Here is a 17918-nt window from a genome sequence, read left to right as displayed (position 1 = left end):
CCGGGCGGATCGCTGATGTCGCCGGGGCCCGGTTGAGCGGGTGCGCGTCAACCGGGCCGGGCCGCGGCGTCTACGCGAGGGCGCAGGTGGAGAGGGACTCGGCCAGGCCCTCCGGGCGGGCGGCGTGCCGGCCGATCGCGGTGGCGATGCGGTTGATGGTGGCCACCCGCTTGTCCTTCAGCGGGCCGAGGATGGCGTTGTTGACGAAGTTGGGGCCACCCTGACCCTGGCTGGTGGCGAGGCGCTGCTCGGCCTCGGCGATCTGGGTCTGCAGGAGGGTCAGGTTGCGGTCGACCTCCTCCTGGGCCTGGGCCGGGATCGCGGGCAGCTTGTCGGCGACCGACGGGCAGGCGATGGTGCCGCCGCCCTGGTTGCCGCCGCCCGCGTTGCCGGCCGGCGGCGCGGTCGTGCGGGTCGCCGTGGTCGTCCTCGTCACGACCGGGGCCGGGACGACGGCCGTCGCGGGCGGCTGGCCCTTCACGAGCTGGCAGCCGGCCAGGGAGTCCAGGCCTGTCGGCTTGGCCGCGTGGCGGCCGATGGCGATCGCGATCCGGTCGATCGTCGAGACCCGCTTGTCCTTCAGCGGGCCGAGGATGGCGTTGTTGACGAAGTTGGGGCCGCCCTGGCCCTGGCTGGTGACCAGCCGCTGGTTGGCCTCGGCGACCTGCGTGTTGAGCAGTTGCAGGTTGCGCTCGACCTCGGCTCTGGCCTCCACGGGCACTGCGGGCAGCCGGTCCGACACCGTCGGGCACACGATGTTGCCCGGTGAGCCGCTCGCGCCGGTGTTGGTCTGGGCGCCGGCGACGCCGAGGCCGAGCCCGACGCTGAGCACCGCGGCCGCGCCGCCCCCGATCAGCAGCCGCTTCCGCCACGGATTCGTCGGAGTGTCGATTGTGGACATATGAGGCCGACCCTTCAGCAGGTGGGATTTCGTGAGTCCGCCGGCGGTCTCGTCGCGTGGTACGGCGACCGTCGCGGCCAGGGTTCAAAAAATCTTCGGCAACCCAGCCGGCCTGCCGAAACGCGCTGAAATTTTCAGAGTCGCCCTTTCCAGCTTCCTTACAGAAACGGCCGGTACGGTTCAGAGGGACATCACCTACAAGTGGTAGGAGTCCCGCCGTGCACTTCCTGGACCCGGAGTACCTGATCTCGACGTTCGGCCTGATCGGCATCCTCGCGATCGTGTTCGCCGAGTCGGGCCTGCTGATCGGGTTCTTCCTGCCCGGCGACTCGCTGCTGTTCACCGCCGGCCTGCTTGTCGCCTCCGGCACATACCTGCAGCAGCCGCTGTGGCTGGTGTGCCTGCTGATCTCCGTCGCCGCGATCGCCGGGGACCAGGTGGGGTACATGTTCGGCCGCCGCGTCGGCCCGTCGCTGTTCCGCCGGCCGGATGCGCGGCTGTTCAAGCAGTCGAATCTGCGCAAGGCCCAGGAGTTCTTCGACCGCTACGGCGCCCGCTCGATCGTCCTGGCCCGGTTCGTGCCCATCGTGCGCACCTTCACCCCGATCGTCGCCGGGGCCAGCGGCATGCACTACCGCACCTTCGTCATCTACAACGTCCTCGGCGGCATCCTGTGGTCCTGCGGCGTGACGGTCCTCGGCTACTTCCTGGGCCAGATCGCCTTCGTCCGCGACAACATCGAGCTCATCCTCATCGGCATCGTGGTGGTCTCGGTCGTCCCGATCGCTGTCGAGCTCCTCCGGGCCCGCTCCCGGTCGCGCGCGCGGACGCGGTAGGAGCCCGCGGCGCCCGCCTCCTTCCGTAGGCAGGGGCCGGCGGGCGGGTACCGTGGGCGGGTGACTTCGGATCGGCGTGCCTGGGGCTCCCTGGAGTCGGAGATCATGGCGGTGCTGTGGGCCGCGGACGGGCCGCTGAGCCCGGCGCAGGTGCAGCAGCGGCTGGATGGGGAGCGGGCGTACAACACCGTGCAGACGATCCTGACCCGGCTGCTGGAGAAGGGGCGGGCGCGGCGGCGGGCCAGCCTGGCCGGGGGGCGCGGGCACGAGTACTTCCCGGCCGAGGACCGGGCGACAGCGGCGGCCCGGAGCATGCGGGCGGCGCTCGACGGGCCGGGCGACCGCTCGGCGGTGCTGCGCCAGTTCACCGCCGAGCTCGACCCGGCCGACGCCGAGCTGCTGCGGGCCCTGCTGCGCGAGTCCGCCGAAGGCGCGCCGTGACCTGGCTCGTGCACGTGCCGGTGCTGCTGCCCGTCCTGCTGCTGCCGGTAGCCCTCTGGCCGCTCGCGCGGATCGCGACCCGGGACGGCCGTCCGGAGCGGGCCGCGCGGGCGCTCGCGGCGGGGGCGGTGGTCACGGCCGGGTCCGGCCTGGTCTGCCTGCTGCTCGTGGCGGCGACGCTCGCCGACGACGTGCCGGCGATCGAGCGCTACGCGCACGTGTCCGCCGCGGCCGGGGGACAGCCGCTGCCCGAGCCGATCCCCGACCCGCTCGCCGTCGGCGCGGCCGGGCTGCTGCTGTGGATCGGCTGGCGGGCCGCGTCCGAGCGGCACCGCCGCCGGGCCGTCGCCCGGTCGCTGCACGCCGCCGGGCCGGCCGACGGCGACCTGCTCGTCGCCGACTGGGACAGCCCGCGCGCGGTCGCCGTGCCGCCCGTGCCCGGGCGCCGGGGGCACGTGCTGGTGACGAGCGGCCTGCTGCGGCTGCTCGACGCCCGGGAGCGCCGCGCGGTCCTGGCCCACGAGCGGGCCCACCTGCGCCACCGCCACGACCGCACGACCGCCGCCGCCGGGCTGGCCACCGCGATCAACCCGCTGCTGCGCCCGGTGGCGGCCGCCGTCGACCTCCTGGTCGAGCGCAGCGCCGACGAGGACGCCGCCCGGACCGTCGCCGACCGCCGCCTGGTCGCCCACACGATCGCCAAGGTCGCGCTGGCCGCCCACGGCCCCGAGGCGGCGCTGGGCATCGGCGGCTCCAGCACGGTGTGCCGGGTCGAGGCGCTCGTCCGGCCCACCTCCGGCCGGCTGCGCCAGGGCGGCTTCACGGTCAGCGGCTCGGCCTGCGTCTCGGCGCTCTCGCTGCTTGTCGCGGCGGCCGCGGTGGCGGAGTTCGCGGCGCTGCTGCAAGCCTGGCTGCCGACCGGCTGAGCGCAGCCGCGCAATCCTGCGGCGGAATTCTCACGCAATTCTTAACCGGCACCCGGATTCGCTCTTACGGTGGCTGCCGACGATGAAGGCGTGAAGGTGAGGTACTGGCGGACCGGACTGCTCGTCGCCGGCGTGGTCGTGGCCGGGCTGGAGCTGCGGGGGCACCTGCCGTCCCCGGCGGCCACCTGGGAGGCGCTGCGCACGGCTCGGACCGGCTGGCTCGCGGCGGCCGCGGTGCTCTCGGTCGTGGCGATGGTGGCGTTCTCGGAGCAGCAGCGGCAGCTGCTCGCCGCGTTCGGCGCCCGGATGGGGCCCGGCGCCTCGCTCGGGCTCACCTACGCCCGCTCCGCGATGGCGGCCGCGCTGCCGGCGGGCTCGGCGGTCTCGGCCGGGTACGCGTTCGGCCGCTTCCGGGCCGGCGGCGCCACCCGCGCGGTCGCGGCGGCGGTGATGCTGCTCTCCGGCGCGGCCTCGCTCGTGGGCCTGGCGCTGCTCTACGCGGCGAACGTGCTGCTCATCGCCCGCCCCTCCGCGCAGGTCCTCGGGATCGTCGGCGGCGTGCTCGGCGCGGGCGTGCTCGGCCTGCTGCACGCCCGCGCCGTCCGCCGGGCCGGTGGGGCGCCGCGGACCGTGGCGGCGCCGGAGGCCGCCGAGGGCGCGGGGCGGGTGGCGCGGGTCTGGGCCACGCTGCGGCACACCGTCGCGCTGGCGTTCACCGTGCCGACCGGGCGGTGGCTGACGGTGCTGGCGATGGCGGTCCTCAACTGGACGGCCGACGTGCTCTGCCTGGTCTTCGCCGTGCGCGCGGCCGGGCTGGACGTGCCGTCGACGACGATCGCGACCGGGTATCTCATCGCCCAGCTGCTCCGCCAGATCCCGGCCACGCCCGGGGGCATCGGCGTGATCGAGGCGAGCCTGCTCGTCGCGCTCACGGCCGCCGGAGCGCCGGCCGCACCGGCCGCGGCGGCGGTGCTGCTCTACCGCATCCTCTCGTGCTGGATCGACCTGCCGGTCGGGCTGCTGTGCTGGCGGGCGGGCAAGGCGAACGACGCGGCCCTCGTCCCCACACCGGCGCCGCTGCCCACGCCGCGCGGTGTCCCGCGGCCGAGCCTGTCGGTCACTCGATGACGACGTTGCCCATCATGGCCATGTCCTCGTGCTCGAGGTTGTGGCAGTGGAAGACGTACCGGCCCGGGTCGGAGCCGAACCGCACCGCGATCGTCGCCTGCTCGGCCGGGCGCAGGTCGAGCGTGTCGCGCCAGCCGGCGTCGTAGGGGCCCGGCCCGCCGTTGCTGCGCGCGAGGACGCGGAACGTGGCGCCGTGCAGGTGGATCGGGTGGTGGAAGTCGCTGGCGAGCCGCCACACCTCGACCGCGCCGCGGCGCACCCGTGCGTGCACGGCGCCGGGCGTGAACGGCGCCCCGTTGACCGCCCAGCCGGCCATCCCCCCGACCGTCGCGTGCCGGAACTGCATGGTCCGGGCGGGCGCGTCCGGACCCGGGCTCAGCCCCGGCTCCCCGGGCAGCGCCGCCGGGACCGCGGTGTCGTCGGTGGCCGCGCGCACGACCCGGAACCGCATCACCCGGCCGGTCGGCCCGTCGCCGAAGGTGTTCAGGACGGTGACGTCCTGCCCGATGGGGTACCCGCTGAAGTCCACGACCACGTCGAGCCGCTGCGCCGGTGCGAGCTCCACCGCGTCGTGGCGCACCGGCCGCTCGAGGAGCCCGCCGTCCGCCCCGATCTGCACGAGCGCCCCGGGCGGGTCGAGCACCAGCCGATACCGCCGCGCGTTCGACGCGTTCAGCAGCCGCAGCCGGTAGCGGGCGGCGTCCACGTCGGCGACCGGCCACGGGGCACCGTTGACGAGGATGACGTCGCCGAGCACGCCCGCCCCGAAGCCGCCGGTGACGCCGGGCGTGACGAGGCCCGGGTCGACGCTGGGATACAGCAGCTCGCCGTCCGGGCCGAACGAGCGGTCCATCACCATCAGCGGCAGGTCGCGCGCGCCCCGGGGCAGCGGCACGTCGTCCTCGGCGGCGTCGGTGACGAGGTGGAAGCCGGCCAGGCCCCGCCAGACGCTCGGGCCGGTGAAGTCCATGCGGTGGTCGTGGTACCAGAGCGTGCCGGCGGGCTGGTCGAGCGGGTACGAGTACAGCCGCGACCCGCTCGTGATGACGGCCTGCGGGTCGGACATCGCCGGCAGGTGCGCGGCATGGCCGGTCGAGCCGGCGGGCAGCAGCAGGTCGGTGGGGTAGCCGTCGGACGCGGCCGGTGTCCGCCCGCCGTGCAGGTGCGCGACGGTCGGCACCGGCAGCTCGTTGCGGTGCAGCACGGTGACCGGGCGCCCGGAGCGCGACACGATCGTCGGCCCGGGGAGGCTGCCGTTGTACCCCCAGATCTGCGTCGACAGCCCGGGCAGGATCTCCACGGCGGCGACCCGCTGCACGATCTCGTAGTGCTCGCCCTCCGCGTCGAACCGGGCGGGCCGCAGCACCGGCGGGATCGGCAGCGCTACCGCGAACGGCTCCGGCCGCGGGCGGCGGCTCGGCAGCAGCAGCCCGGTGGACGTCGAGCCCTTCCAGCCGCGCAGCAGTGGTACTCCCACCCCGCCCACCGCCGCGAGCAGCCCCAGCAGCGCCCGCCGCCTCATGCCGCGCTCCGTGTGGGGCGCCAGGACCAGATGGCCAGCGCCGCGGCCAGGCCGATGACCGCCACGCCGAGCGGGACGTGCAGGGCCAGCAGGCGGGCGAAGCCGAGCGCGATCTGCAGGGCGATGAGCCCGAACAGGCCGAGGCAGGCGAGCACCGGCCACAGCGGCCCGCGCCCCGGCCGGTGGATCGGCACGGCGGCGACGGCGGCGACGAGGACGGCGATCCCGCTGTAGGTCGCGTTGACCCGGTGCGTGTGCAGTGCCCCGAAGGTGCCGGCCAGGAACTGTCCCGCGAACACCGCCTGGTCGACGAGCATCACCGCCGCCGCGCTCATGACGATCCGGAACGGCCAGTAGTACATGGTTCTACCCTCCCCGTTGAGATGTTCTCATGCGAGAAGGTATCAGATGCGACTAGAGTGGGCGGCGTGGAGTACACCCTGGGGCCCCTGCTGCGCCGGGCCGGCCGGCGGGCGGCTGACGCGTTCTCTGCCGCACTCGCCCCGCTGGAGATCGAGGGCCGCCACTTCGGCGTGCTGCTGAACCTGCACCGGGCCGGCCCGCAGAGCCAGCGCGAGCTGTCCGGGCGGACCGGCAGCGACAAGTCGACGATGACTCGCACCATCGACGAGCTCGCCGCCCGCGGTCTCGTCGTCCGGCGGGCGTCGGCGAGCGATAGGCGGGTCAACGTCGTGGAGCTCACCGACGCCGGCCGCGAGCGCTTCGCCGCGGCCGAGCGGGTGGCGGCCGAGGTCAACGACGAGCTCATGGCCCACATGACAGCGGACGAGCGCGACGCCCTGCGCCACCACCTCCGGCGCTTCCTCGACGCCTAGCCCCGGGCCGCGGCGGCCGAAACCCGTTGCTGCCTGGCATTGCGGCCACTGGCCGCGCCGCGCCGGCCCGGCCACGATCGACGCCATGTTGGTACAGATCGTGTTGTTCGACGGGTTCGACCCGCTCGACGTCGTCGCCCCGTTCGAGGTGCTCGCGGCCGGCGGTGACCTGGCCGGGGGCGCCGGCCCGGACGGCGGGGCCGGCCGCGCGCTGGATGTGGAGCTCGTCGCCGTGGACGGGCCGCGGGACGTGGTGAGCGGCACGCGCGGCCTGACGCTGCGGGCGACCGCGGCGCTGCGGCCCGACCGGCCGGGCTATGTCGTGGTGCCGGGCGCCAGCGGGCCGAGCACCGCAGAGCCCGGCGACGGCGTGGTGACGGTCCCCATGCTGCTGGCCCGGTTCGCCGGCTCGCCCGCGGCGCCGCTGCTGCGCGCCGCCCTCGACCACCCCGAGGTGACTGTCGCCACCGTCTGCGGCGGCTCCCTGGCACTGGCGATGGCCGGGCTGATCGCGGGCCGCCCCGCGGTGACCCACCACCTCGGCCTGGAGGCGCTCGCCGCGACCGGCGCCCAGGTGGTCGCGGCCCGGATCGTCGACGACGGTGACCTCCTCAGTGCGGGCGGCGTCACGTCCGGCCTGGACCTCGGCCTGTACATCCTGGAGCGCGAGCTCGGCCCCCGCGTCGCCCACGCCGTCGAGACCTTCTTCGAGCACGAGCGGCGCGGCGTCGTGTGGCGCAACACGGGCCACGCCCCGCTCCCGGTCTGAACGCGGCTCGGCCCATCCGGTGCCGCCGCCGAGGGCCGCCGCCGATCGGCTGCGGCGGCGGCCCGGTCAGCTGCGGGAGCCGCGGGCCGGTGGCCGGGTGCGCCGGCCCGGGCGTCCGGCGGCCGGGCGGCGGGCCCGGAACCGGATCCGGCGCGGCGCGTGCGGTCGGGCGTGGCCGGGGCGGGGCTGCGGCGCGGTGGGCCCTGCGGCTGACCGGTCGGTGCAGCGGCGGCGGCCGAGGGACAGCAGCCAGGCCGCCGCGGCGATGGCTGCGCAGGTCAGCACCGAGGTCATGGCGGCAACGGTAACCGGGCGGACCTGTGGCGCGCTTGAGACAATGGCGCGATGCCGGAGCCGGAGCTGATCGACGCGCTGTGCGATGTGACGAGCGCCACCGTCCGCTATGACGTGCGCGACAACCAGGGCCGGACCATGGACACGCTGAAGGTCATCGCCGACCCGGCCGGCGGCTACCTGGCCGTGTACCACTGCGGCGTCGGCGACAGCCGCTTCGAGGTCCACGTGGCCACCTCGCCGGACCTGGCCGAGTGGACGTGGCGGGCCCGGCTCGACGGGTTCGCGTCGCAGCCGACGATCGTGGCCATGCCCGACGGCGGGTTCCTCGTCGCCGTCGAGGCCGGCGGGGCCGGCACCCCGCCGTGGCTGCGCCTGCTGGACTACACGAGCCGCGCCGACCTGCTCGCCGGGCGCGCGCTGCGGCTGTTCGACGCGCCGCACACCCAGGTGCCGAAGCGCAGGCACGCGGAGGGGACCCCGAACATTTACGCGGTGTCGGCCGACCGGTCGCACATCGACGTCGGGTTCCACTACTGGCGGCGCGGGAAGGTCGACCGGCAGGCGCGCGGCGTGCTGACCGGGTTCGCCGACTGGTCGGCCCGCCCCGAGCCGCGGCTCGACGCCGCCCTGGAGTGGTGGGGCGTGCGCGGCAACATCGGCGGGCGGGACGCGTTCACCTGGAAGGGCCGGGATTACCTGCTCATCGAGGGCCAGACGGAGCCGGGCGGCTGGCACACCTGGCGGACCTACCTCTACGACGTCGCCGCCGAGCAGGCCTGGCCGCTGCCGATCCGGACGCACGGCGGCAGCGCGGCCATCGCGAACCCGGCGGTGACCCTGCTCGACGGGCCGTCGGGCCGGCCGGAGCTCGTGGTCACCGCCTACCTGTTCCACGTGGGCGCCGCGCCGGGGGAGGGCGGGCCGCTGCAGTACCACCGGAGCATTCGCGCCTGAGCTGTTTCGACCCGGCTCCCGAGGGTTGTTTCCCGGAATTATACTGAGTATGCTACTCGGCATGTCGATTCGGTACGCTCTGCTGGCGCTCCTAAACGAGGGGCCCAAGTACGGGCTGCAGCTGCGCGAGGAGTTCGAGGCGCGCACCGGCGAGGTGTGGCCGCTCAACGTCGGGCAGGTGTACACGACCCTGCAGCGGCTGGAGCGCGACGGCCTTGTCGAGTCCGACGACGAGGCCGAGCCCGGCCCGCAGAAGGGCTTCCACATCACCGCCGACGGGGCCGAGGAGCTCGCGGTCTGGCTGCGCACGCCGCCCGACCTGGCGTCGCCCCCGCGCGACGAGCTCGTCATCAAGATCTTGATCGCGGTGCGCCTGCCCGGCGTCGACGTGCACGGGATCATCCAGGAGCATCGGCGATACCTGCTGGAGCTGATGCAGCAGTGGACGCGGCTCAAGGAGGAGGAGGGCGACCTCGACCTCGGGCTCGCCCTGGTCGTCGACGCCGAGCTCTTCCGCCTCGACTCGGTCGTGCGCTGGCTCGACACCGCCGACGGCCGGCTGCGGCGGGCCGCGCTCGACCCGCCCGCGCCGGCCCGCCCCGCCGGAGCGCAGATCCGCCGCCGGGCGGGGGCGCGGCGATGACCGGGGTCCTGGAGCTGCGCGGCGTGTCGAAGTCCTATGTGGACGGTGCCGACGAGGTGCACGCCCTGCGCGAGGTCGACCTGAGCGTCGAGGCGGGCCGGCTCGTCGCCGTCATGGGGCCCAGCGGCTCCGGCAAGAGCACGCTGCTCACCATCGCCGGCGCCCTCGAGACGCCCAGCGCCGGTGAGGTGCTCGTCGCCGGGCAGCCGCTGTCGGCGCTGTCCCGCGACGACCGGGCGCGGCTGCGGCGGCGCGCCATCGGCTACGTCTTCCAGGACTTCAATCTCCTGCCCGGGCTCACCGCCGCCGAGAACGTCGCCCTGCCCCTCGAGCTCGACGGCCTGCGCGCCGGCCCGGCCCGCGCGGCCGGGCTGCGGGCCCTCGACGAGCTCGGCCTGGGCGACCGGGCGGGCCGCTTCCCCGACCAGCTCTCCGGCGGCGAGCGGCAGCGGGTGGCGATCGCGCGGGCCGTCGTGGGGGAGCGGCGGCTGCTGCTGGCCGACGAGCCGACCGGCGCCCTCGACTCGGTCAACGGCGAGGCGGTCATGCGGATGATGCTCGCGGCCTGCAAACGGGGGCTGGCCGCGGTCATGGTGACCCACGACGCCCAGCTCGCCTCGTGGGCCGACCGGGTCGTGTTCATCCGCGACGGCCGCCTGGTCGACCGCACCGGTCCGCGCCCGGGCCCCGAGTCCCTGCTGACCGGCGAGGCGAGCCGATGAGCGCCGCGGTCCAGGAGCGGCCGATCGCGCTCGGCTCCGGCCACGGCGGGATGGCGGCCCGCCGGGCGGTGGCCCGCTGGGCCTGGCGGCTGTTCCGGCGCGAGTGGCGCCAGCAGGCCATCGTCCTGGCCCTGCTCGCGCTGGCCGTGGCCGCCACCACCGTCGGCCTGGCCGTCGCGGCCAACGCGCCGTCCGCGGCCGGCGTCTTCGGCACCGCCGACCACCTGGTGTCCCTCGACGGCGGCGACCCGCGGCTGGCGGCCGGGCTGGCCACGCTGCGCGGCTCGTTCGGCACCGTGGACGTCATCGAGCACGGCAAGAAGGTGCCGCTGCCCGGCTCGGCCAACGGGTTCGACGTGCGCGCCCAGGACCCGGCCGGCCCGTACGGCGCCGTGATGCTCCACCTCGACGAGGGCCGCTGGCCGCAGGGCCCGGCCGAGGTCGCCCTCACCCGGCGGGTCGCGGACGCGCTGGGCCTGCGGCTCGGCGGCGTCTGGCACCGCAGCGACCGGGACCGCACCGTGGTCGGCCTGGTCGAGAACCCGCTCGACCTGCGCGACGCGTTCGCCCTCGTCGCACCCGGGCAGGCCGGGGCGCTGAGCCGGGTCGACGTGCTGATCCGGGCCGCCGACGCGCAGTACCGGGCGAAGCCGCGCCCCGACGGCGCCTCGACCCAGCTCCGCCCGGGCGGCGAGGCCGGCGCCGCGAGCGTGCTGGTGCTCGTCCTCGGCGCGATCGGGCTGGTGTTCGTGGGCCTGCTCGCCGTCGCCGGCTTCACCGTCATGGCCCAGCGGCGGCTGCGCGCGCTGGGGATGCTCGGCGCGGTCGGGGCCGGCCACCGCCACATCCGGCTGGTGCTGCTGGCCAACGGCGCGGTCGTCGGCGGGGCCGGCGCGCTCGCCGGGGCCGCGGCCGGCGCCGTGGCGTGGATCGGGCTGGGGCCGCTGCTGGAGGAGCCGCTCGGGCACCGCATCGACCGGTTCGACCTGCCGTGGGGAGCGGTGCTCGTGGCGGTGCTCCTGGCGATCGTCACGGCCGTCGCCGCCGCCTGGGCACCCGCCCGCGCGGCCGCGCGCATCCCCGTCGTCGCCGCCCTCTCGGCCCGCCCCGCGCCGCCGCGCCCGGCCCACCGCTTCGCCGCCCTCGGCGCCGTGCTGCTCGCCGCCGGGCTGACCGCGCTGGTCCTGGCGCAGCAGACGAAGGTGCCGTACATCCTCGGGGGCGTGCTGGTGACGGCCGTCGCGCTGCTGCTGCTCGCCCCGGCCGGCATCGCCACCCTCGGCCGGCTGGCCCGCCACGCGCCCCTGGCGTCCCGGCTGGCCCTGCGCGACCTGGCCCGCTACCGGTCCCGCTCGGGCGCCGCGCTGGCCGCGATCGCGCTCGCCGCCGGCATCGCCGCCGTCGTCACCCTGACCGCCGCCGTCACCGTGGCCAAGGCGGCCGCACCCACCGGCGGCAACCTCCCCGCCGACCAGGCCGTGATCTGGCTGTCCGACGGCGGCCTGGCGGGCCCGGTCCCGGCCGTCGAGGGGCCGCAGCTGGACACGCTGCGGACCCGGGCCGCCGCGATCGCCGCCGCAGTGCCGGACGCCGCATTGGTACCGCTCGTCGGCGCGACCGACCCCGCCTGGCCCCTCGACCGCGGCGGCCGCCCGGTCGCCGCCCTCGCCAAGCCGCACGAGCCCGGCCCGGGTGAGCCCGGCGGCGTGGTCTACAGCAGCCGCGACATGATCGGCCTGTTCGTGGCCACGCCGGAGCTCCTGGCCCACTACGGCATCGACCCCGCGACCATCCACGCCGACGCCGACCTGCTGACCCCGCGGGCGAGCATCGACGGCTACGACGTGGTCCCCGGCCGCAACTCCGGCTGGCGGCCGGTCCTGCAACAGGTGCCGCTGCCCGCCTACACGTCCCTGCCCAACGCCATCATCACCGAGCACGGCGTGGCCGCCCTGCACCTGAGCTCGCAGCCGGTGGGCTGGCTGCTCGACGCCCCGTCGGCGCTCACGGCCACCCAGATCGACCGGGCGGAGCAGTCCGCCGCCGCGGGCGGGCTGAGCATCGAGTCCCGCCCGACCGGCCGCGACCAGGCCGAGCTGGCCACCCGGGCCACGGCGGCCGGCATCGCGCTGGCCCTGGCCGTGCTGGCCATGACCGTCGGGCTGATCCGCAGCGAGACCGCCCGCGACCTGCGCACGCTGACCGCGGCCGGCGCCCGCCGCCGGACCCGCCGTGCCCTCACCGCCGCCACCGCCGGCTCGCTGGCGCTGATGGGCGCGGTCATCGGCACGGCTGGCGCATACCTGGCGGTGCTTGCCTGGTACCACGCCGAACTGCACTGGCTGGCCCACCCGCCGCTGCTGAACCTGGCGGCGATCCTGGCCGGCCTGCCGCTGGCCGCCTACCTGGGCGGCTGGCTGCTGACCGGCCGCGAGCCCCGCACGATCGCCCGCCAGCCACTGGAGTGACCGCCGGCACCGGCGCGGCGAGCCGCGATCGGGGCGGCGGCCAGAGCCCCCGACACGGTGGATCGCCGGTGGGGCCGCGGGGAGATGTGCCGTGGCAGCCCGCGTGTCCCACCGGCGACCCGGTGCGGCCCGGCCGGTCAGTACCGGCGGCGGCGCAGGAGCAGCAGCCCCAGGCCCATCATGAGCAGCCCGGCGAGCGCGAGGCCGGCCGTCTGCACGCCGGTGACGGGCAGCGCGCCCGGTTGCAGCGCGTCGGCGTCGGCGGTGGTGAGGTCGACGGCGGTGACGGCACCCGCGCTCACCCCACCGCCGCCCGCGTTCACGGCGGTGCCGCCACCCGAGCCGGCGCCAGCTCCGGTGCCGTTGCCCGGGCCCGCGCTACCCGCGCCGCCACCCGTGCCTGTGCCGCCGCCACCCGTGCCTGTGCCGCCGCCACCCGTGCCTGTGCCGCCGCCGCCACCCGTGCCTGTGCCACCACTACCCGTGCCTGTGCCACCACTACCCGTGCCTGTGCCGCCGCTGCCCGGGCCGGTGGTCTCCGAGGTGATCGCGGGAAGGAGGTCCACGGTGAAGTTCAGGCCCGCGTCGGTGCCGGTGCTCAGGTCGGCGGCGGCGGAGACGCCACCGGAGAGGTCGAGCACCGCGCCGGCCGAGAGTTCGTCACCCAGGTCGGCCGAGAGCGTGAGGGACGGGTCGCCGAGGTCGCCGGTCACGTCCACGTCGAGCATGTCGTCGATCGTGGCGCCACCGTTCACCCCGCCGCCGCCGCCGAGGTTCAGGTTCACGGAGGCAGGGCCGGCCCCGACGACCACGTCGATCGGCGCGGCCGCGGCCGAGGTGCCGCCGAGGTCGACAGTCACCTGCACACCTGACTGAGCCACACCGGCCTGGACGTTCGCGATGGTGCCGACCGTGACCCCGGCCTGCAGCCCGCCGCCGCTGGTGCCACTGCCGCCGCTGCCACTGCTCGTGCCGCTGCCACTGCTCGTGCCGCTGCCACTGCTCGTGCCACTGCCGCCCGCCGTCGACGGTGCGCCGCCGAGGTCGACGCCGACCTGGAGGCCGCCGCCGCCCGGCGACGACGCCCCGCCCGAGCCGGGTCCGCCGGCGTGGACACCGGTGCCGGTCCCCACGTTGACGCTCGCCACCCCACCCACGGTGACGGAGGCCCCCGAACCGCGCAGGCCGACCGATGCGACACCGCCGTGCCCCGGCGCGTCCGCCGCCTGCGCGGCCCCCGCGCTCAGCAGCCAGACGCCGCCCGCGAACCCGGCGGTCACCAGGCCCCGCAACACCCACTTGTGCATGACGTACCTCCGAACAGCGAACTGTGAGTCACTGGCCAACTCCGAAGAGTGATCTCGGCCGGTGCAGTCACTGTGCGGTAGCGATCCGGTTGCCCACAAGGTCTGCCCGGGTTGCCGGTCCGCCCAGCCCCGATCTCTGCCCGATCACCCGACAGCCCTGCCCGCCACCGCCCCCGGCGCGGGTCGGTGCGGCGGGGGTCAGCGGGTGGCGGCCAGGTGGCGCTGGCGCATCAGGAATTTGCGGACCTTGCCCGTCGGGCCCAGGACGATGTCGTTCTCCTGCACCACGGGGGCGCTGCGGACCGTGGCGGCGGCCGGGCCGCCCATGGCGGCGCGGATCTGCTCGGTGCGGTCGATGGTGGGGTCGGCGCCCGGGGCGAGGATCAGCAGGACGTCGGTGTCGACGGCGGTCGCCGTGCGGCGGGCGACGACCGTGCAGTCGCGGATGTCGGGGCAGCGGGCCAGGATGCGCTCTTCGGCCAGGGCGGTGTAGAGCCACTGGCCGTCGCCCAGGTCGACGGCGTCCACGGCGCGGTCGACGTGGTGGTAGCAGCCGTTGTCGTGGCGGTACATGAGGTCGCCGGTCAGGTAGTAGCCGTCGAGGCGGTTGCGGTAGGTGTTGACCGAGTCGTTCCAGTAGCCCGGGGCCAGGGTGGGCGACTTCAGGCCCACGTGGCCCACCTCGCCGTCGGGCACGGGCCGCCCGGTCGACAGGTCGAGCAGCGCCACGTCCGCGAACGGATACGGCCTGCCCACGCAGCGGTCGTAGTGCTCGCTGCCCTGGCGGTGGGTGACGTGGAACGCCGAGTGGCCCATCTCGGTCGAGCCGATGCCGTCGGTGAAGCGGGAGCCGGCGACCGTGACCGTGCCCTCGCGGGTCCAGGTGGGGTGGCTGCCGATGGCGATGAGCTTGCGTACGTGCGCCTCGTGCGCGCAGTCGCCCGTGTTGAACCACACGCGGACCGAGTCGAGGTCGCGGCCGCTGAGGTCCAGGGCGGCGATCTCGGCCCACGTCACGGCGAAGCCGAAGACGCCGGTCGGGCGCCAGCGCTCGATCGCGTCGACGACAGCGGAGCCGTTGTGGCCGAACGGGCCGCCCTGGGCGGAGAGGCACAGCAGCTCGTAGCGGTTGCAGAGGGCCTGGTGCAGCGTGATGATCCCGGCGGCGTGGGCGGCGGGCAGGGCCGACATGTGCCGCACCGGCTCGTGCGAGCGCGGCTCCGTCAGCCGGATGGCCCGGATCGCCGCGAAGAGGCTGCTGTGGGAGTGCACGACGGGCGTCGGCATTCGGGTGGTACCCGAGGAATGCGTAATGGCGATCGGATCGTCCGCATGGTGGCGGAAATGCTCGGGCGCCGCGCCCGGATCGCCGGTGCCCGTCTCGGCCGCCGCGAACACCGGCTGCGCGCCCAGCAGCGGCGCGTGCACAGCGTCGGCGATGACGCCTGTCGCGCCCAGCCGCTGGATGTACTCGACCGCCACGTCGCCGGGCATGTTGCCGTTCATCAGGGCCGGGATCGCGCCGAGACGGGTCAGCGCCAGGAAGTTGAGGAACACGTCGGCGGCCGAGGTGACGTAGACGGCGACCGGGTCGCGCCGGCCGATGCCGCGGGCCTGCAGCCAGGCGGCGCGGGCCGCGACCCGCTCATCGAGCTCGCCGAAGGTCAGCGCGGTCCAGGCCGGGTGGCCGTCGACCTCGACATCGAAGGTGATCGTCGGTTCGTCGGGGGCCACACCGTGCTCCCGCAGCTTCGCCAGGACGTTGCCGGCGCCGAGATCGGCGTCGGCGATCAGCTTGGTGCGAAGGGCGGGTAAGCCCACGGTCATCTCCCTCGTTCGCGGCCGACGTCGGGCAGAGTGCGCGCTACTTGATACCACCGGGCTTCCGTGAATGTAAATATTGAAGTATTCCCCGGACGGCGGTCATACTTCGGCGGCACCGACGTCTGCGAGGAGACGGGCCTTGGACAGCGCGTTACGCCGGATCGTCGTGCCGTTCCACGCGTTGACCTCGGGTGCGGCGGAGCTGACGTGGGGGCAGCGCGAGATCTGGACCGCGATGGTGCAGCAGCGCTCCTGGCTGCCCATCTCGTTCGTGGAGCCGCTTGAACCTTTCACCACGATCGAGTCCGTGGTCGCCGGTCTGCGGGACAGGATGCAGCGGTTTGACTCGATGCGCACCCGTTTGGCGGTTGGGGCGGATGGCGAACCCCGCCAGGTCGTGGCGGCGGAGGGCGAGACGGTGCTCGAGGTCTTCGAGGCCGCCGGTCGTGACCCGTCGGCCGTGGCGGCCGAAATCCGGGACGGCTTCAGCGAACGCGGCCACGACCACGCCGAGGACTGGCCGGTCGCCACGGCGCTCGTGCTCCAGCGAGGCGTGCCGGTCCTGCTCGTGAGCGTGTACTGCCACCTGGCCCTCGACGCGCTCGCCCGCACGGTCCGGGGCGAGGGGATGCGGCCCGTCGAGCTCGCCGAGTGGGAGCGCGGCGAGGAGGCCCGGCGGCTGAGCGCGGCCTCGATGGCCTACTGGGAGAAGCAGCTGCGGGCGATCCCGGCCCGCCGGTTCGCGCCGTCGTCCGATGCGCGCACCCCGCGCTACTGGGAGGCCGTGTTCCGGTCGCGGGCCCTGTACCTGGCGCTGCAGGTCGTCGCGCCGGGCGCGGCCGGGGCGAGCGCGCCGCTGCTGGCCGTGTTCGCGGTGGCCCTCAACCGGGTGACCGGCGCCGGCCCGGTCGTGCTGCAGCTCGTGGTGGGCAACCGGTTCCACACACACCTGGCCGACGTGTTCGCCCCCGTCAACCAGACGGGCCTGTGGGTGCTCGACGTCGAGGGCGAGACCCTGGACGGTGCGCTCGTCCGCAGCAAGCGCCGGGGCATGAGCGTCTACAAGCACGCCTACTACGACCCGCGGGCCCGCGCCGAGCTGATCGCCCGGGTCGCGCGGGAGCGCGGCGAGGAGCTCGACCTCGGCTGCTTCTTCAACGACCGGCGGATGGACCGCACGACGGGTGACGCCCCGTCCGCGGCCGACGTCAAGGGGGCGCTCGCCACGACCACCTTCACCTGGCGGCGGCGGACCGACAGGCCCACCGAGCGCCTGTTCGTCAACGCCGAGGACGCCGCCGGCGTGATCGAGCTCAGCGCGTGGACCGACACCCGGTACCTCGCCCCGGCCGACCTGGAGGCGGTGCTCCGCGAGATGGAGGCGGTCGCCGTGGACGCGGCGGTGGCGCGGTGACCGCGATCGAGGCGGTCGCCACATACCTGCCGCCCCGGCAGGTCCGGGTGGCCGACCTCGCCGACGAGCTGAGCCTGTCGCCGATCCAGGTCGCGATGTTCGAGCGGTTCCACAAGCTCACCGCGGTGCGGCGCGACGACGGCTCGCTGCTGGACCTGCTCCGTGCGGCAGTGGACCGGCTGGAGGCCCTGCGCGGCAACGAGCACCGGGTGCGGTTCGTGCTGCACGCCCGCGCGTTCCCGGTCGTGGTGCCGTATCCGGTCAACCCGCTGCACCAGCTCTGCGCCGAGCGTGGACTGCGGCACGCGGAGGCGTTCACCGTGACCCAGCAGTCGTGCGCGACGGGGCTGCTCGCCGTCGACCTCGCGGGCCGGCTGCTCGCGGAGTGCGGTGAGCCGGACGCCCTCGCGCTCGTCCTGGCCGGGGAGAAGGCGTTCACCCGCGACTCGCGGATGCTGGACGGCACCTCCATCTTCTCCGAGGGCTCGGCCGCCTGCCTGATAAGCCTCGACGGCCCGCGCGACCGGCTGCTCGCCTACGCCAGCCTGGAGCGCGGCGACTTCGACGGCGAGCCGGAGGACGTGGCACCGCTGTTCCAGCGCGGCTACACGCCCTCCATGGCTGCGGCGATCGAGGCTGCGCTCGACGATGCGGGCGTCGAGCTCGGCGAGCTCAGCGTGATCCTGCCCCACAACGTGAACCTCGGGTCCTGGCGGCGGGTGGCCAAGGCGCTGGAGGTACCACCGGAGCAGGTGCTCATCGACAACGTGCTCACCACCGGGCACATGTTCTGCGCCGACATGTTCGTCAACTACGCGACCGCGCGCGAGCGGGGCCGGTTACGCCCGGGGGAGCGGTATCTCGTCGCCGCCGCCGGGGCCGGGCTCGGCGCGACGTTCTCCGCGATGGTCCTGGAGCACTAGGGGCCGC

Annotated in this window: 18 protein-coding genes; 12 read left to right on the top strand and 6 right to left on the bottom strand. The window is 75.2% G+C overall.

Going from position 1 to position 17918, the window contains the following annotated elements:
* Positions 1-70 precede the first annotated feature (70 nt).
* On the bottom strand, positions 71-901 hold the full coding sequence (locus Dvina_RS38390; RefSeq protein WP_223094607.1) for a hypothetical protein: 831 nt from the start codon (positions 899-901) through the stop codon (positions 71-73).
* 218 nt (positions 902-1119) lie between these two features.
* Here Dvina_RS38390 and Dvina_RS38385 point away from each other — a divergent pair, with 218 nt between their 5' ends.
* The 4 genes from Dvina_RS38385 to Dvina_RS38370 all read left to right on the top strand — a co-directional run bounded on the left by Dvina_RS38385 (position 1120) and on the right by Dvina_RS38370 (position 4232).
* On the top strand, positions 1120-1737 hold the full coding sequence (locus tag Dvina_RS38385) for a DedA family protein (RefSeq protein WP_223094605.1): 618 nt from the start codon (positions 1120-1122) through the stop codon (positions 1735-1737).
* 60 nt (positions 1738-1797) lie between these two features.
* Positions 1798-2178 (top strand): BlaI/MecI/CopY family transcriptional regulator, encoded by a 381-nt coding sequence (locus Dvina_RS38380; protein ID WP_246655593.1) that lies wholly within the window; start codon positions 1798-1800, stop codon positions 2176-2178.
* Positions 2175-3104 (top strand): M56 family metallopeptidase, encoded by a 930-nt coding sequence (locus Dvina_RS38375; RefSeq protein ID WP_246655592.1) that lies wholly within the window; start codon positions 2175-2177, stop codon positions 3102-3104. The genes Dvina_RS38380 and Dvina_RS38375 overlap by 4 nt, the downstream gene beginning before the upstream one ends.
* Before the next feature lie 90 nt (positions 3105-3194).
* Positions 3195-4232 carry a lysylphosphatidylglycerol synthase transmembrane domain-containing protein gene (locus tag Dvina_RS38370; RefSeq protein ID WP_223094603.1) on the top strand — a complete coding sequence of 346 codons (1038 nt, stop codon included), beginning with the start codon at positions 3195-3197 and terminating at the stop codon, positions 4230-4232.
* Here the strand turns inward: Dvina_RS38370 and Dvina_RS38365 are convergent.
* Entirely contained in the window at positions 4222-5754 is a 1533-nt protein-coding gene (locus Dvina_RS38365) for a multicopper oxidase family protein (RefSeq protein WP_223094601.1), read from the bottom strand. The genes Dvina_RS38370 and Dvina_RS38365 overlap by 11 nt on opposite strands.
* Complete coding sequence (locus Dvina_RS38360; RefSeq protein ID WP_223094599.1) at positions 5751-6116, bottom strand: DUF4175 domain-containing protein; 366 nt, start codon at positions 6114-6116, stop codon at positions 5751-5753. The genes Dvina_RS38365 and Dvina_RS38360 overlap by 4 nt, the downstream gene beginning before the upstream one ends.
* Before the next feature lie 66 nt (positions 6117-6182).
* Here Dvina_RS38360 and Dvina_RS38355 point away from each other — a divergent pair, with 66 nt between their 5' ends.
* Positions 6183-6590: a MarR family winged helix-turn-helix transcriptional regulator gene (locus tag Dvina_RS38355; RefSeq protein ID WP_223094597.1), complete on the top strand. Its 408-nt coding sequence runs from the start codon at positions 6183-6185 to the stop codon at positions 6588-6590.
* An 85-nt stretch (positions 6591-6675) separates the two neighbouring features.
* Positions 6676-7359: a DJ-1/PfpI family protein gene (locus Dvina_RS38350; RefSeq protein WP_223094595.1), complete on the top strand. Its 684-nt coding sequence runs from the start codon at positions 6676-6678 to the stop codon at positions 7357-7359.
* A 66-nt stretch (positions 7360-7425) separates the two neighbouring features.
* On the opposite strand, the gene Dvina_RS38345 is transcribed toward Dvina_RS38350, so the two are convergent.
* On the bottom strand, positions 7426-7653 hold the full coding sequence (locus tag Dvina_RS38345; protein ID WP_223094593.1) for a hypothetical protein: 228 nt from the start codon (positions 7651-7653) through the stop codon (positions 7426-7428).
* 51 nt (positions 7654-7704) lie between these two features.
* Between Dvina_RS38345 and Dvina_RS38340 the strand changes: the two genes are divergently transcribed.
* From Dvina_RS38340 to Dvina_RS38325, 4 genes are all read left to right on the top strand, one after another.
* A complete protein-coding gene (locus Dvina_RS38340; protein ID WP_223094591.1) occupies positions 7705-8610 on the top strand; it encodes a hypothetical protein in 906 nt (301 codons plus the stop codon).
* 61 nt (positions 8611-8671) lie between these two features.
* Positions 8672-9253 carry a PadR family transcriptional regulator gene (locus Dvina_RS38335; RefSeq protein WP_223094589.1) on the top strand — a complete coding sequence of 194 codons (582 nt, stop codon included), beginning with the start codon at positions 8672-8674 and terminating at the stop codon, positions 9251-9253.
* Complete coding sequence (locus Dvina_RS38330; RefSeq protein WP_223094587.1) at positions 9250-9975, top strand: ABC transporter ATP-binding protein; 726 nt, start codon at positions 9250-9252, stop codon at positions 9973-9975. Before Dvina_RS38335 ends, Dvina_RS38330 begins: the two co-directional genes overlap by 4 nt.
* Complete coding sequence (locus tag Dvina_RS38325) at positions 9972-12443, top strand: FtsX-like permease family protein (protein WP_223094585.1); 2472 nt, start codon at positions 9972-9974, stop codon at positions 12441-12443. Before Dvina_RS38330 ends, Dvina_RS38325 begins: the two co-directional genes overlap by 4 nt.
* A 137-nt stretch (positions 12444-12580) precedes the next feature.
* Here Dvina_RS38325 and Dvina_RS55400 read toward each other — a convergent pair whose 3' ends face one another.
* Positions 12581-13750: an LPXTG cell wall anchor domain-containing protein gene (locus Dvina_RS55400; protein WP_223094583.1), complete on the bottom strand. Its 1170-nt coding sequence runs from the start codon at positions 13748-13750 to the stop codon at positions 12581-12583.
* A gap of 198 nt (positions 13751-13948) precedes the next feature.
* A complete protein-coding gene (locus Dvina_RS38315; protein ID WP_246655590.1) occupies positions 13949-15571 on the bottom strand; it encodes a class I adenylate-forming enzyme family protein in 1623 nt (540 codons plus the stop codon).
* A 142-nt stretch (positions 15572-15713) separates the two neighbouring features.
* Here Dvina_RS38315 and Dvina_RS38310 point away from each other — a divergent pair, with 142 nt between their 5' ends.
* On the top strand, positions 15714-16988 hold the full coding sequence (locus Dvina_RS38310; RefSeq protein ID WP_223094579.1) for a condensation domain-containing protein: 1275 nt from the start codon (positions 15714-15716) through the stop codon (positions 16986-16988).
* Entirely contained in the window at positions 16985-17911 is a 927-nt protein-coding gene (locus Dvina_RS38305) for a 3-oxoacyl-[acyl-carrier-protein] synthase III C-terminal domain-containing protein (protein WP_223094577.1), read from the top strand. Before Dvina_RS38310 ends, Dvina_RS38305 begins: the two co-directional genes overlap by 4 nt.
* The last annotated feature ends 7 nt before the right edge of the window (positions 17912-17918 follow it).

Source organism: Dactylosporangium vinaceum (assembly GCF_019904175.1).
GTDB classification, from domain to species: domain Bacteria; phylum Actinomycetota; class Actinomycetes; order Mycobacteriales; family Micromonosporaceae; genus Dactylosporangium; species Dactylosporangium vinaceum.
Note: the sequence above shows the minus strand (reverse complement) of the source record. Positions and strands in the feature narration are given on the sequence as shown.